Annotated in this window: 12 protein-coding genes, 1 tRNA gene and 2 rRNA genes (1 of these 15 cut by a window edge); 9 read left to right on the forward strand and 6 right to left on the reverse strand. The window is 60.6% G+C overall.

The features are described from left to right. The 9 genes from Tal182_RS18505 (at position 1) to nuoG (ending at position 10083) form a co-directional block, all read left to right on the forward strand. On the forward strand, positions 1–1476 hold the full coding sequence (locus Tal182_RS18505) for an NADH-quinone oxidoreductase subunit M (protein WP_085860352.1): 1476 nt from the start codon (positions 1–3) through the stop codon (positions 1474–1476). Next, the gene (locus tag Tal182_RS18510; protein ID WP_085860353.1) at positions 1473–2912 is read left to right on the forward strand and encodes an NADH-quinone oxidoreductase subunit N; all 1440 of its coding nucleotides are present in this window, start codon (positions 1473–1475) and stop codon (positions 2910–2912) included. Before Tal182_RS18505 ends, Tal182_RS18510 begins: the two co-directional genes overlap by 4 nt. Before the next feature lie 129 nt (positions 2913–3041). Next, positions 3042–3407 (forward strand): NADH-quinone oxidoreductase subunit A, encoded by a 366-nt coding sequence (locus Tal182_RS18515; RefSeq protein ID WP_085860354.1) that lies wholly within the window; start codon positions 3042–3044, stop codon positions 3405–3407. Beyond that, positions 3395–3898: an NADH-quinone oxidoreductase subunit B gene (locus Tal182_RS18520; RefSeq protein ID WP_003582024.1), complete on the forward strand. Its 504-nt coding sequence runs from the start codon at positions 3395–3397 to the stop codon at positions 3896–3898. The genes Tal182_RS18515 and Tal182_RS18520 overlap by 13 nt, the downstream gene beginning before the upstream one ends. Continuing rightward, complete coding sequence (locus Tal182_RS18525) at positions 3895–4431, forward strand: NADH-quinone oxidoreductase subunit C (RefSeq protein WP_085860355.1); 537 nt, start codon at positions 3895–3897, stop codon at positions 4429–4431. The genes Tal182_RS18520 and Tal182_RS18525 overlap by 4 nt, the downstream gene beginning before the upstream one ends. 29 nt (positions 4432–4460) lie before the next feature. Continuing rightward, positions 4461–5675 (forward strand): NADH dehydrogenase (quinone) subunit D, encoded by a 1215-nt coding sequence (nuoD, locus tag Tal182_RS18530; protein ID WP_085860356.1) that lies wholly within the window; start codon positions 4461–4463, stop codon positions 5673–5675. A 15-nt stretch (positions 5676–5690) separates the two neighbouring features. Beyond that, positions 5691–6200, forward strand: coding sequence for an NADH-quinone oxidoreductase subunit NuoE (gene nuoE / locus Tal182_RS18535; RefSeq protein ID WP_085860357.1), 510 nt, complete (start codon positions 5691–5693; stop codon positions 6198–6200). 4 nt (positions 6201–6204) lie between these two features. Beyond that, on the forward strand, positions 6205–7470 hold the full coding sequence (gene nuoF / locus Tal182_RS18540) for an NADH-quinone oxidoreductase subunit NuoF (RefSeq protein WP_064804670.1): 1266 nt from the start codon (positions 6205–6207) through the stop codon (positions 7468–7470). A gap of 33 nt (positions 7471–7503) precedes the next feature. Next, positions 7504–10083 (forward strand): NADH-quinone oxidoreductase subunit NuoG, encoded by a 2580-nt coding sequence (gene nuoG, locus Tal182_RS18545; protein WP_085860358.1) that lies wholly within the window; start codon positions 7504–7506, stop codon positions 10081–10083. A gap of 70 nt (positions 10084–10153) precedes the next feature. Here nuoG and Tal182_RS18550 read toward each other — a convergent pair whose 3' ends face one another. From Tal182_RS18550 to Tal182_RS18575, 6 genes are all read right to left on the reverse strand, one after another. Then, positions 10154–10594, reverse strand: a complete 441-nt coding sequence (locus Tal182_RS18550; protein ID WP_064804674.1) for a CBS domain-containing protein — start codon at positions 10592–10594, stop codon at positions 10154–10156. Between the two features lie 45 nt (positions 10595–10639). Then, complete coding sequence (locus Tal182_RS18555) at positions 10640–11206, reverse strand: NADH-quinone oxidoreductase subunit I (protein ID WP_085860359.1); 567 nt, start codon at positions 11204–11206, stop codon at positions 10640–10642. Positions 11207–11216: 10 nt separating this feature from the next. After that, a complete protein-coding gene (gene nuoH / locus Tal182_RS18560; protein WP_064804678.1) occupies positions 11217–12218 on the reverse strand; it encodes an NADH-quinone oxidoreductase subunit NuoH in 1002 nt (333 codons plus the stop codon). Positions 12219–12433: 215 nt separating this feature from the next. Continuing rightward, positions 12434–12510 (reverse strand) — tRNA-Met (locus Tal182_RS18565). Positions 12511–12660: 150 nt separating this feature from the next. Beyond that, positions 12661–12775: ribosomal RNA gene (gene rrf / locus Tal182_RS18570) — 5S ribosomal RNA — on the reverse strand. A 212-nt stretch (positions 12776–12987) separates the two neighbouring features. Beyond that, a 23S ribosomal RNA gene (locus Tal182_RS18575) occupies positions 12988–14104 on the reverse strand (it continues 1683 nt past the right edge of the window).

Here is a 14104-nt window from a genome sequence, read left to right on the forward strand (position 1 = left end):
ATGGGCTTCCCGCTGCTCAGCCTCATCATATTCACACCCGTTGTCGGGGCCGCGGTTCTGATGTTCCTGCGCGGTGACGATGCGGTGCGGTGGACTGCGCTCTCTTTCACCGTCCTCGACCTTGCTCTCTGCATCGCCATGCTGGTCGGCTTCGACACCACGACCCATGCCATGCAGTTCATCGAAACGCGCTCCTGGGTGCCCGCGCTCGGGATCAATTATGCGCTTGGCATCGACGGAATCAGCGCGCTCTTCGTGTTCCTGACCGCATTGTTGGGGTCGATCTGCGTGCTCGCCTCCTGGGTCGCGATTGACCGCAAGGTAAAGGAATTCATGATCTGCCTGCTCTTCATGCAGGCGCTGATGCTCGGGGTCTTCTGCGCACTCGATCTGTTCCTCTTCTACGTCTTTTGGGAGGCGATGCTGATCCCGATGTACCTCATCATCGGCGTCTGGGGCGGCGAGGGTCGGGTCTATGCGGCGATCAAGTTTTTCCTCTACACGCTGGCGGGCAGCCTTCTGTTCCTGATCGGTGTCATCGTGCTCTATTTCTACGGCGGCAGGACCTTCGATATCCTCGCCTTGACGGAGCAGGACTTGCCGTTCCGGATCCAGTCTTGGCTGTTCTTCGCCTTCCTGATCGCTTTTGCGGTCAAGGTGCCAATGGTGCCGGTCCATACCTGGCTGCCGGACGCCCATGTGCAGGCGCCGACGGCGGGCAGCATTATTCTCGCCGGCGTGCTCCTGAAGATGGGCGCCTACGGATTCCTGCGGTTCTCGCTGCCGATGCTGCCGGAGGCATCGATGTATTATTCGCCGCTGATGCTGGCGCTTTCGGGGCTTGCGATCGTCTATGGCGGGTTGCTCGCGCTGGCGCAGGACGATCTGAAGAAGCTGGTGGCCTATTCCAGCATCAGCCACATGGGCTTCGTGACGCTGGGGATTTTTGCGCTGAACCTCCGCGGGCTCGAGGGCGGTATCCTGCAGATGTTCAATCATGGCGTGACGACAGGCGCCCTATTCCTGTTCGTCGGGCTGATTTACGAGCGCACCCATTCCCGCAGCATCGCCGACTATGGCGGGTTGATGAAGGTGGCGCCGGTCTACACCACGTTTCTGGCACTGTTTACCCTGTCGTCGATGGCGCTGCCGGGAACGAATTCGTTCGTGGGCGAGTTGCTGGTGCTGTCAGGCGGGTTTGCGGCCAACCTGGTCGCCGGCTCGGCCGCCGTTTTGGGCGCATTGCTGGCGGCTGCCTATCTGCTCGGCATGTATGGGAAAGTCGCGCTCGGCCCGGCCAGCGTCAGCGCCCGGTTGAAGATACGCGACGTGAACGCCCGTGAGATGGCTGCGATCCTGCCGCTGGCCGTCTTCGTGCTCTGGGTCGGGCTCGATCCGAAACCCTTCCTCAACGTCGTCGATGCCTCGGTGAAGCATCTGGTGACACACGTGCACAGTAGGGGGAGCGGCCAATGACCACCGCCGCGCTTTTCCAGTCGGCCCTGGCGAGCCTGCCCGAGATCGTGGTGATCACCGGCGCCTGCATCCTGCTGATCCTGGGACAGTTTGTGCGAAGGGGACAGGAACATTTCCTTGTCTGGGCGTCGGTCGCGGTCGTGTTGATTGCCGCCTTGGCGACACTCATGCTGGCGAGCGAAGTACGGCCGGCCTACACGGGCATGTTCGTCGCCGACCGCTTCGCAGTCTTCTTCAAGTTCGTTTTCTACCTAGCCACCGTACTGACATTCCTCCTTTCGCGAAAATATGCCGATATCGAAGGGATCGCGAGCAGCGAATACTATGTCCTGCTGCTCTTTGCGCTTTCGGGTATGATGATCATGGCCTCGGCGACCGATCTCCTGTCGATCTATGTGGGCCTCGAACTGATGGTGATTTGCACCTATGTGCTGACCGGCTTCCTGCGGCGTGAGCGGCGGTCGAACGAAGCAGCGCTGAAATACGTAATCCTTGGCGCGGTCTCGACCGGGATTTTCCTTTACGGCGTTTCGCTGGTCTACGGGCTCACCGGCACAACGCAATTGGACGGGATGGCTGCGGCCGTGACCGCCGATCCGCTCGATCCAGGATTGTTGCTGGCGGTGGTCTTCATCGTCGCGGGGCTGGTCTTCAAAGTCGGCGCGGTTCCCTTCCACATGTGGCTGCCGGACGTCTATGAAGGCGCGCCGACGACGATCACCGCCTTCATGTCCGTAGGCCCCAAGGCGGCGGGGTTCGCGGTTATTCTTCGGGTGTTCCTCAACCCTCTGGTCGCAGCCTCGGACGTCTGGATCATCGTTGCCGTCATTGCGGTGGTTACGATGGCGCTCGGCAGCTTCGTGGCGCTGGTGCAGGATAATTTCAAGCGTCTCCTGGCCTATTCCAGCATCGCCCATGCCGGCTTCGCCATTTTCGGCGTGGCCGCTGGCGGCGCCGATGGGATCGCCAGCGTGATGCTCTATCTGCTGATCTACGCCTTCATGAATCTCGGCATTTTCGGCGCCGTTATCATGATGCGGAACGGCGATTTCTCGGGCGAGGTCATCGAAGACTATGCGGGTTTCGCCAAGTCACATCCGGGGCTGGCGCTTCTGATGCTGCTCTATCTCTTCTCATTGGCCGGCATTCCGCCGACCGCCGGGTTCTTCGCCAAATTTTACGTGCTGGTCGCCCTCGTCGAGCATGGTTTCGTCATGCTGGCGGTCATCGCAGTGCTGTTCAGCGCCGTCGCGGCCTATTTCTACATCCGCATCGTCATGGTGATCTATATGCACGAGCCGAAGAGGGCGTTCGCCCCGGCGCTGACGCCTCTGGTGGGCGCGACACTCACCGTCACCGCTGCCGGCACCATCGGCATCGGCCTATTTCCGTCGTGGTTTCTGAAGATTGCCCAAGATTCGGTCTTTGGCGGGTGAGCGATTGGATTTGCAATGATCACACCGACGGAATAGACTTGAAGGAGAAGGAAGGATTGCCCAAGTCGCACCGCGGCGTGGCCTATTTACCCGTTCGGGATGAGGTCGGTGGGCAACCGGTGCAGTGATATGACTGCAATGGAATTCTTGCCGGTTCTTTTCATGATCGCCGGAGTCATTCTGGTGGCGGGGGTGACGTTGTTCGTTTCCTCGCTGCTGCGCCCATCCAATCCCTATCCCGCCAAGAACACGCCTTATGAATGCGGCATGGACGCAGCGGGCGAGGCGGCGGCGGGCCGCTTCAGGGTGCCGTTCTTTATCCTCGCGATCCTGCTGGTCGTTTTCGATGTCGAAGCGATGTTCCTCTTTCCCTGGGCCGTCGTCCTGAAAGAGATCGGGCTGGTCGGCTATATCGAGATGATCGTCTTCATATTGCTGCTTCTCGTGGGCTTCGCCTACGCCTGGCTGAAAGGAGCGCTGGAATGGGAGGCGTAAACAATGCGATCCGCGACAGCGTGCTGTTCACCACGGCCGACAGCATCATCAGTTGGAGCCGGAGATCGGCGCTATGGCCGGAGACCTTCGGCATTGCCTGCTGCGCCATCGAAATGATCTCGGCCGGTTGTGCCCGCTACGATCTCGACCGGTTCGGCGTGGTGTTCCGCCCTTCGCCGAGACAATCCGACGTCATGATCATCGCCGGCACCGTGACCCGGAAATTCGCGCCGGTCGTGCGGCGACTCTATGACCAGATGCCGGAACCGCGCTGGGTGATCGCCATGGGCACCTGCGCTATTTCGGGCGGGGTCTATAATACCTATGCCGTGGTGCAGGGATCGGAAACCTTCGTGCCCGTCGATGTGCATGTGCCTGGCTGTCCTCCTCGGCCCGAGGCGCTGATGCACGGCTTCCTTCTGCTTCAAGAAAAGATCAAGAGGTCGCGGGCGCTCGCCGGCACACCTCTGGATCGGGTTATAGCGTCATGAGTATGGAGTCGCCCCTCAATCGCGCTCTGATCATGGAGCGCTTCGGAAAAACAATCGAGGACCTCGGCACTGCGCACGGTATCGACGCCTTTGCCGTTCCGCCCGAGCGGATCGTCGAATTCTGCCGGTTCCTGAAAGAGCATCCGGCACTGCAATTCAATTTCCTCTCGGACGTTTGCGGCGTCGATCATTATCCCGAAACGCCGCGGTTCGAGGCGGTCTACCATCTCTATTCGCTGCCCAACAGGTGGCGGGTCCGCATCAAGTGCCGCCTTGGCGATCCTCCTGAAGTGCCTTCGGTCACGGGAGTCTGGCGTACCGCCAACTGGCATGAGCGTGAGGCCTGGGACATGTATGGTATCCAGTTCGAGGGACATCCCGATCTGCGCCGGATCTACATGTGGGAAGGCTTCGAGGGCTTCCCACAGCGCAAGGATTTCCCCCTCAGGGGCTATAAGGACAAGTTGAACCCTTTCGGTGCCGAGGGTCCGCCGCCAACGCAGCCCGACCTTGCCACCAGGGACATTCCGTAAGGGAGGCCGTCCTACGCCGGAACGTTGAGATGACTGAAGTCACCGAGCTCAGCAGGCCTGAGGGTGAAGCGCTCAATACCAGAGAAGTGCTTCTCAACCTCGGTCCGCAGCACCCCAGCACCCATGGGGTTCTTCGGCTCGTCCTCGAACTGGACGGCGAGTTCGTCGAGCGCGTCGATCCGCACATCGGCTATCTCCATCGCGGCACCGAAAAACTGGCGGAGAGCTTCACCTATACCCAGATTTTCCCGCTGACGGATCGGCTCGACTATCTCTGTCCGCCCTCGAACAACCTCGCCTTCGCGCTGGCGGTGGAGAAACTCCTCGGTATAGAAGCGCCGATCCGGGCGCAATATATCCGCGTGATGATGGCCGAGCTGGCACGGATATCAGGTCACCTCCTGATCACCGGCGCGCTGCCGATGGATCTCGGCGCCATGACCGCGCTGCTTTACGTCATGCGCGAGCGCGAAATGATCATGGACCTCCTGGAAATGATCACTGGTGCACGCATGCACACCTCGTTCTGCCGGGTCGGCGGCGTGCGCGAGGATCTGCCTGACGGATTCTTCCCCAAGATCCGGGAGTTTTGCGACATCTTCCCGAACCGGATCCGCGACTATGAGCGACTGCTCGAAGATAACCGGGTGTTTCTCAATCGCACGAAGGGGATCGGCGTGATCTCCGCAGAGGATGGCGTCGATCTCGGCCTCAGCGGTCCGAACCTGCGTGCTTCCGGTGTCGACTGGGACATTCGCCGCGATGAGCCCTACGAGATCTACGACCGGCTCGATTTCAACGTCATCACCCGTGACGAGGGCGATTGCTATGCACGCTGGCGATGCCGCGTCGACGAGATGCGCGAAAGCATAGGGATCATCGAACAATGCATCGACCAGATGCCTGAAGGGCCGTTCCAGATCGATATGCCGACAATCGCCTTCCCGCTGGACAAGGATCGGGTGCACTGCTCGATGGAGGCGCTGATCCAGCATTTCGACTTGTCGGCCTACGGCTTCAAGGTGCCGAGGGGCGAGGTATATTCGGCAATCGAGGCGCCAAAGGGCGAGCTTGGCTTCTACATCATCAGCGACGGCTCGCCAAAACCGTTCCGTATGAAGGTGCGGGCACCCTCGTTCGTCAATCTTCAGGCCCTCTTCGGGGTCACCAACGCCCGCTATCTGGCGGACATGATCGCCGTGCTCGGCAGCCTCGACCCTGTGATGGCGGAGGTGGACAAGTAGCAAGGATTGAATGCGATGACCATGCGCGAAAAGATCGAAGAGGCGGCGGCGCGGTATCCCGACCAGCGCTCTGCGATCATGCCCGCGCTCCTGATCGCGCAGGAAGAACATGGCCATCTGCCTGGGCCAGTGTTGGAAGAGGTCGCCGACATTCTCGGAGTCGAGCGGATCTGGGTCTACGAGTTGGCGACCTTCTACACCCTCTTCCATACCGAACCGATGGGGATGTTCCACCTGCAGCTCTGCAACAATGTTTCCTGCATGCTGTGCGGATCGGAGGACCTGCTAGACCATCTGGAAACAGCGCTGGGGATCAGGAAAGGCGGCACCACCCCGGACGGGCTGTTCACGCTTTCGACCGTCGAATGCCTCGGCGCCTGCGAGATGGCTCCGGTGATGCAAGTCGGCGACGATTACCACGCCCACCTTGACGTGACGCGGATAAACGCACTGTTGGACAGCCTGCGGGCGATAGCGGGAGCCGCGAGCGTCGAGCACATCTCTGCGCGGCTGCCGGGGGAGTAGCGCCATGTCCGAGCCGGTTCTTCTCAAAAATGTCGATGTGGCGGATGGTCATTTGGTGTCGACCTACGAGGCTGGAGGCGGCTATCAGGCGCTGGCGAAGGCGCTGCGCGAGTACACGCCTGACGAGGTTATCGACCTCGTCAAACGGTCCAACCTGCGCGGTCGCGGCGGTGCCGGATTCCCAACGGGCATGAAATGGGGTTTCGTGCCGAAGCGCACGGGCAAGCCGACATATCTGTGCTGCAACGCCGATGAGGGCGAACCGGGCACGTTCAAGGACCGGATCATCATGGAGCGTGACCCGCATCAACTGATCGAGGGGCTGGCGGTAAGTGCCTACGCGATTGGGGCCGAAACCGCCTATGTCTACATTCGCGGAGAATATGTGACGGCGATCCGTCGTCTGGAGCAAGCGATCGCCGAGGCCCACGCAAAGGGCTATCTCGGAAAGCGCGTTCTGGGCTCGGATTTCAATTTCGCGATACACATCCACTGCGGCGCCGGCGCCTATATCTGCGGCGAGGAGACTGCGATGCTCGAGTCGCTCGAGGGCAAGCGGGCGCAGCCGCGATTGAAGCCGCCGTTTCCGGCCGTGGCCGGGCTCTACGCCAGCCCGACTGTGATCAACAACGTCGAGACGCTCGCTTGCGTACCGCACATCATTATGCGGGGGGCGGACTGGTTTCGCGGCATCGGCCCGGAAAAGAGCCCCGGCCCGAAGCTCTACTGCCTCAGCGGACAGGTGCGCAAACCCGGCCTTTACGAGTTGCCGATGGGCATACCATTGCGCGAACTGGTCGAGGAACATGCCGGCGGGGCCTTGCCGGGACGCAAGATCAAGGCAGTGATCCCGGGCGGGGTCTCAGCGCCGGTCATCCCGGAGCATGGGCTGGAGGTGAGGATGGATTTTGACTCGCTGGCTGCCGCCGGCTCGATGCTCGGTTCGGCTGGCGTTATCGTGATCGACGATAGCACCTGCATGGTCAAGGTCGCCACCAGGATCGTCGAGTTCTTCCACCATGAGTCCTGCGGCAAGTGCACGCCCTGTCGGGAAGGATTGAACTGGGTTGTGAAGGTCCTGCGCCGGGTTGAAGGCGGGGATGGCGCACCCGGCGATCTGGAGCAGCTGGAGATGCTCTGCAAAGGCATTTTCGGCAATACGTTTTGTGCCTTGGGTGACGGTGCAGCGATGGGATTGCGGGCGGCACTCGCGCATTTCCGAGATGAATTCGTCGCCCATGTCGAGGAGCGGAGGTGCCCGTTTCACTGAAGGAGTGTGCTGGATCAGGCTTGTGAGGAAACCATGCTTAAAGTCACGATCGATGGACAAACGCTGGAAGTTGAAGCTGGCTCGACAGTGTTGCAGGCCGCCCGGCGTTTGAGCATCGATATCCCGACCTTTTGCTATCTGAAGCGTCTGCCGCCGCTGGCCTCCTGCCGTATGTGTCTGGTGGAAATCGAGGGCCTGCGGCGGCTGCAGCCGTCCTGCGCTACTGCGGTCACCGATGGCATGGTCGTGCGGACGAATACGCCTCTGATCGAGGAAACGCGCTCTTCCATGCTCGACATGCTGCTCGCCAACCACCCCCTCGACTGCCCGATCTGCGACAAGGGCGGCGAATGCGAGCTTCAGAACATGGTCATGGCCTATGGGCCCCGCGAAAGCCAGTTCCGCGATGACAAACGTGTGTTCCACTCCGAGGACATTCGCCTGAGCCCGGTCATCATCATGAACGTCAACCGCTGCATCCAGTGCCAGCGCTGCGTCCGGATGTGCGAGGAGGTCGTCGGCGCGGTGGCACTGGGCACCGTTGAAAAAGGCATGGATACCGCCGTCACCGGCTTCGAGGGCAGTCTGGCGAGTTGCGACCAGTGCGGCAATTGCGTCGAGGTCTGCCCGGTCGGCGCGCTGATGAGCTTCCCCTACCGCTACAAGGCGCGCCCCTGGGATCTCGTAGAGACCGACACGATCTGCCCGCATTGTGGCACCGGTTGCCAGTTGACAGTGGGCACGCGCAAGGGCGAGTTCATGCGGGTGCGCTCGAAGTGGGACGAAGGTGTCAACCACGAAACTCTCTGCGTGCGAGGACGCTTCGGCCTCGATTTCGTTGCAAGCCGCGACCGGATCAAGCAGCCAATGATCCGTCAGGATGGCGCCCTGATTCCGGTTTCCTGGGACGAAGTGGGGGACTATCTGCGCCGGCGACTGTTGGCTGTCGAGAGCAAGGATGCCGGCGGGCTGGCCTCGCCTCGCCTGCCCAACGAGGTGCTTTACCAGTTCCAGAAGCTGATGCGAACAGTATTCCGGACCAACAACATTGATTGTTCGTCACGCTGGGCCGCGCCCTTCGATACGCTCGGCCCGCTATTGGGAGCTTTCTACAGCCGCACACCGCTGGACGACGTAATCGGCAACGACTGCGTGCTCGTCGTCGGCGGCAACGTGACCGAGGAGAATCCCGTCACCGAATACCTGCTGCGAGACGCCGTGCGGCGGCGGCAGGCCGGATTGCTGATGCTTTCGGCGCGGCCCTCGCGTCTGGATGCCGATGCCAGGGTGGTGGTTCGCGTGCCGCCGGGCGGAGAAGAGGCGAGCCTTGCGGCGGTGGTAACCGCGCTCATGGCGGCGGCCGGTCAGACCTTGCCGGGCGACGCATTTGCGGACATCGGTGCGACGATCGGCAGGCCGGCAGCGGGCACCGGCAGCGACGGGCCGGATCGTCTGGCCACCGCGCTCAAGGACGGCCGTAGCGTCACCGTGCTTGTCAGCGTCGATCTCCTGAGATCCCCCGACGCGCGCACGACGCTGCAGCAGATCAATAACCTGCTGCAGGTTCTGCGCCTGCTCGGCAAAGGCCCGGCGATGCAGTTCCTCTTCGACCGTGCCAACCAGATGGGCGCCTGGGACATGGGAGTTCTGCCGGCGGCTCTGCCGGGCCTGCGGGCGGTCGCCGACGATGTGGCGCGCGCAACTCTTGCACGGGACTGGGGCGCCGAAATCCCGTCTGAACCGGGCGCAGGTCTCGATGCCATGCTGGACCTCTGCGTCGGCGGGCGGATGGGTGCGCTCTACATTGCCGGAACCGACCCCTTGATCAGCTATCCCGACCGGGCGTTCGTACAGCGGGCGCTTGGCGCCGCCGATCTCCTGATCGTCCAGGACGCCTTTCTTACGGACACGGCCGGGCTGGCCGAGGTCATCCTGCCCGCGGCGGGTTACGGCGAAGAATCCGGCACGTTCACCAACAACGAGGCCCGGACCCAGACGATCCGCAAATTCCGCGAACCCGCCTTCGAGGCGCGGAGCAATCTGGCGATCTTCGACTTCGTCGCGGCGCTTTGCAACCAGGCACTGCGGCCGTCGACGCAAGGGCAAATTTTCGACGAGATTGCACGGCTGGTTCCGGCCTATCAGGGATTGACGCAGGACGGGCTTGGCGCCGGCGGCGCATTCACCAAGGCGGTGCCAACACCACCGACTGGCGTGTTCCTTGCGCCGCCGCCCGTCCCGATAGCCGCCGACCGGCTGATGCTGATCACCGGCGACTGCCTGTTCCACAACGGGTATCTTTCCGAACGGTCGGACATGCTGAACACGGTCGCCAATGATCCCTATGTTGCGATGAGCGCGCAGGATACTGCGGAGCTTGGCCTTTCGGATGGCGATCAGGTAATCGTGCGTTCCGGCCATGGCGAACTGACAGCGCAGCTCAAGGTCGACAGGCGGTTTCCCAAGGGCCTCGTCTTCGTTCCGGAAAACTATAGAGCCTTGCGTCTCAACAGCCTGCTGCGGCGGGGCGAATATCCATGCGCGGTGGAAGTCCAGAAGGCGCATGCCACTCCTGAGGTCGACCGCCCAGGCCGGATCTGGCGCGGGGTTTGAAGATTTGGGATCGGGGCACCGTAAGGCTCCGCGGCAAGCTCCCCAGCTTCATCACATCGGCCTGGCGGCGTCAGTGATACCTGGTCCCGCATATGTAATCCTGCAGATCCTGCTCTGTACGTTGCGCTTCGTCGAGCCTGTGCTTAACCACGTCTCCGATGCTGACCACGCCGACAACGTTGCCTCCATCCGTGACCAACACATGGCGCGTACGCCGCTGGGTCATGATCCCCATCGCAACGGGCAACAAATCTTGTGTCGAACACATCGCCACATTGCGGTTCATGATGTCCGCGACCCGCATCGCCGCCGCCTTGGCCCCGTATTCCGCCATCGCATTGCAGCAATCCCGCTCCGACAGTGTACCGAGGTATTTGCTGTTCGAGCGGCTCACGACGACGAAGCCGATATTGTTGTCTCGAAACAACCTCAATACCTCCACCATCGTCTGATCGGGAGCGACTGCGATGACACCGACACCCTTGTTCTTCATGATTTCACCGACAAACATCTGAGCCTCCTGTTCGAGCGCTTCGGTTTGATGGCTGGTGCGCGTTCATGTTCGCCGGATATTCCGCCACCAGTTGTAGCCCTGCGTCTCTTTCGTCTGGACAAGTACGTCCGTCTTGGTATTGAGGCGCGCGGCAACCACGCCGCCGCCGGTTGCCGCCTTACCCGGCTTGACGAGCAGATCGTCGCGCCCGATCACCAGGTCAGCGGAGGAAAAACTGGAAAATTCGTATTGTTGCCCAAGCGCGATTGCATCCGCCGGGCAGGCGTCCTCGCACAACCCGCAGAACAGGCAGCGTGCTGTGTCGATTTCAAATTTCGCCGGGTGCCGGTTGCCCTTCTCGTCCTCGTACGGGACGACTTCGATGCAGTCGCAGGGACAGATCCGCGCGCAGAGTTCGCAGGCCACGCACTTGATCTCGCCCTCCTCATCACGCTTCAGGAAGTGATGCCCGCGATAGCGTGAGTAGGGTAGCCATTTTTCCTTGTCCGGATATTGCATGGTTACGGTTCTGGAGAACAGGTAGCCGAAGGTCAGAGCCAAGGCATTCGCCAGATCGGCGAAGAACGCCCAGCCAATCCATGTTCCAACTCTGTCCTGCGCGCGCGACATCGCCGCCTCGCTACGGGGTCGCTACGGCCCCTAAAAGTACACCGGTTATAATTATGTTCGCCATCGACAGAGGAAGCAAGACTTTCCATCCGATCGCCATCAACTGGTCGTAGCGATAGCGGGGGAAAGTGAAGCGGAGCCAGATAAATACATAGACGAAGAACGCGACCTTGAGAGCAAACCACAGGAGCGGTGGCAAGGGAATCAGAACTCCGTTCCAACCGCCGAAGAACAGGATCACCACCAGGGTCGACACAAGCAATACGATGGCATATTCGCTGACCATAAAGAAGGCAAAGCGGATACCACTGTATTCCGTATGGAACCCGGCCCCTAAATCGCCTTCCGCTTCCGCCAGGTCGAAGGGGATGCGCTGCGCTTCGGCCAATCCGGCGACGAAGAACACGAAGAATCCGACCGGTTGGTAGACGATGTTCCAGACATCGGCCTGCGCCCGCACGATCTCGAGAAGGCTCATGGATTGCGCCAGCATGACCACGCCGATGACCGCGAACCCCATCGGGATTTCGTAGCTGATCATCTGCGCGCAGGTTCTGAGGCTGCCCAGAACAGCGTATTTGCTGTTGGAGGCCCAGCCGCCGAAGATGACGCCATAAACCTCGATCCCGATCACCGAAAAAACGAAAAGGAGCGCCACATTCATGTTGGAGACATAGAGCGTGATCCCATGGCCGAGGACCGAGACAGTTTCGCCGAAGGGTATCGCGACGAACACCACAAAAGGCGGGGCGAGCGCCAGGATTGGCGCCAGTTTGAACAGGAACCGGTCGGCCTCGGCCGGGATGTGATCCTCTTTCGTCAGGAGCTTGATTCCGTCCGCCACCGGCTGCAACAGCCCGTGCCATCCCACGCGCATCGGCCCCATCCGCTGCTGCATGTGCCCGGCGACCTTGCGTTCCAGCCAGGTAAGCGGCAAGGGTAGCAACAGCAGGATCGCAATCAGGAAAGCGACCTTCAAGACGATCAGGCCAAGGGCGACGATAAGTTCCATGATCCGGACTACTTATTCATCGGGTTGAAGCGCGCGACCGGGCTTTGGCTCCGGCTCTACAATGAGCACTGCGCACACTTGTCAGGCTACATGGTACAACGGCGACGCACCTCATACAATGCCGTCGCCATTATACCGTCGCTGGCTGTGATGCGCTCGGGCTCAGGTCCCCCGAATACGCAAAAAGCCCGCTTTTGGCGGGCTTTTGGGACTTTTGGTTGCGGGGGCAGGATTTGAACCTGCGGCCTTCAGGTTATGAGCCTGACGAGCTACCGGGCTGCTCCACCCCGCGGAAGTATTATAACACGAAAGGCCGCTTTTGAGCGGCCCTTTGTTCGGCTTTGGGCCGTTGGATTGTGATTGAGAAGATAGTCTTTGTTGACGCATGCAGCTTACCGAAGCCTGACGGCTCCGGGCGCATGCGTTGAGTTGCGATTTGCAGACCTGGCAGCGACCTACTCTCCCGCGTCTTAAGACGAAGTACCATGGGCGCAGGGGCGTTTCACGGCCGTGTTCGGAAAGGGAACGGGTGCAGCCACCCCGCCATAACCACCAGGTCGGCAAAGCGCAACTTTGTTTGAGAAGCTGGCAGGCGTTAGCCTGTTTTGTTTTGAACACGTCTTTGATCTTTCCGGCTGCGGGTGCTTGTGGCACCGATACAGGCCAGAGGCCGTCGCGCTTTGTGGCGCGGGCCGTCCGCAGCGCCCTTGGCGCGTCAGGACAAGGTCAGGCATCATCAGCCTTTGGCTGATGAGCATGAACAATGAGAACGATCAAGCCGATCGAGCTATTAGTACCGGTAAGCTTCATGCGTTGCCGCACTTCCACACCCGGCCTATCAACGTGGTCGTCTTCCACGGCTCTGATAGGGAACACTCGTTTTCAGGTGGGTTTCCCGCTTAGATGCCTTCAGCGGTTATCCCGTCCATATATAGCTACCCTGCTATGCCCTTGGCAGGACAACAGGTCCACCAGAGATATGTCCATCCCGGTCCTCTCGTACTAGGGACAGATCCTGTCAATATTCCTACACCCACGGCAGATAGGGACCGAACTGTCTCACGACGTTCTGAACCCAGCTCACGTACCGCTTTAATTGGCGAACAGCCAAACCCTTGGGACCTGCTCCAGCCCCAGGATGCGATGAGCCGACATCGAGGTGCCAAACAACCCCGTCGATATGGACTCTTGGGGGTCATCAGCCTGTTATCCCCGGCGTACCTTTTATCCGTTGAGCGATGGCCCTTCCACGCGGGACCACCGGATCACTATGACCGACTTTCGTCTCTGCTCGACTTGTCAGTCTCGCAGTCAGGCGGGCTTATGCCATTGCACTCGACGACCGATTTCCGACCGGTCTGAGCCCACCATCGCGCGCCTCCGTTACTCTTTCGGAGGCGACCGCCCCAGTCAAACTACCCACCATACACTGTCCCGGACCCGGATGACGGGCCGCGGTTAGACATCCATGACGATAAGGGTGGTATTTCAAGGATGGCTCCACGGAAACTGGCGTCCCCGCTTCAAAGCCTACCACCTATCCTACACATGCCGACACGAATGCCAGTGTAAAGCTATAGTAAAGGTGCACGGGGTCTTTCCGTCTGACCGCAGGAACCCCGCATCTTCACGGGGAATTCAATTTCACTGAGTCTATGTTGGAGACAGCGGGGAAGTCGTTACGCCATTCGTGCAGGTCGGAACTTACCCGACAAGGAATTTCGCTACCTTAGGACCGTTATAGTTACGGCCGCCGTTTACTGGGGCTTCGATTCAAAGCTTGCACCTCTCCTCTTAACCTTCCAGCACCGGGCAGGCGTCAGACCCTATACGTCGTCTTGCGACTTCGCAGAGCCCTGTGTTTTTGATAAACAGTCGCTACCCCC

It is taken from the genome of Rhizobium sp. TAL182, assembly GCF_002117725.1.
GTDB lineage: Bacteria > Pseudomonadota > Alphaproteobacteria > Rhizobiales > Rhizobiaceae > Rhizobium > Rhizobium esperanzae.

What these genes read in the sequence shown, in the direction of transcription:
- Tal182_RS18505 (WP_085860352.1), top strand. Translation starts at nt 1, where the DNA reads ATGGGCTTCCCGCTGCTCAGCCTCATCATATTCACACCCGTTGTCGGG.
- Tal182_RS18510 (WP_085860353.1), top strand. Translation starts at nt 1,473, where the DNA reads ATGACCACCGCCGCGCTTTTCCAGTCGGCCCTGGCGAGCCTGCCCGAG.
- Tal182_RS18515 (WP_085860354.1), top strand. Translation starts at nt 3,042, where the DNA reads ATGACTGCAATGGAATTCTTGCCGGTTCTTTTCATGATCGCCGGAGTC.
- Tal182_RS18520 (WP_003582024.1), top strand. Translation starts at nt 3,395, where the DNA reads ATGGGAGGCGTAAACAATGCGATCCGCGACAGCGTGCTGTTCACCACG.
- Tal182_RS18525 (WP_085860355.1), top strand. Translation starts at nt 3,895, where the DNA reads ATGAGTATGGAGTCGCCCCTCAATCGCGCTCTGATCATGGAGCGCTTC.
- nuoD (WP_085860356.1), top strand. Translation starts at nt 4,461, where the DNA reads ATGACTGAAGTCACCGAGCTCAGCAGGCCTGAGGGTGAAGCGCTCAAT.
- nuoE (WP_085860357.1), top strand. Translation starts at nt 5,691, where the DNA reads ATGACCATGCGCGAAAAGATCGAAGAGGCGGCGGCGCGGTATCCCGAC.
- nuoF (WP_064804670.1), top strand. Translation starts at nt 6,205, where the DNA reads ATGTCCGAGCCGGTTCTTCTCAAAAATGTCGATGTGGCGGATGGTCAT.
- nuoG (WP_085860358.1), top strand. Translation starts at nt 7,504, where the DNA reads ATGCTTAAAGTCACGATCGATGGACAAACGCTGGAAGTTGAAGCTGGC.
- Tal182_RS18550 (WP_064804674.1), bottom strand. Translation starts at nt 10,594, where the DNA reads ATGTTTGTCGGTGAAATCATGAAGAACAAGGGTGTCGGTGTCATCGCA.
- Tal182_RS18555 (WP_085860359.1), bottom strand. Translation starts at nt 11,206, where the DNA reads ATGTCGCGCGCGCAGGACAGAGTTGGAACATGGATTGGCTGGGCGTTC.
- nuoH (WP_064804678.1), bottom strand. Translation starts at nt 12,218, where the DNA reads ATGGAACTTATCGTCGCCCTTGGCCTGATCGTCTTGAAGGTCGCTTTC.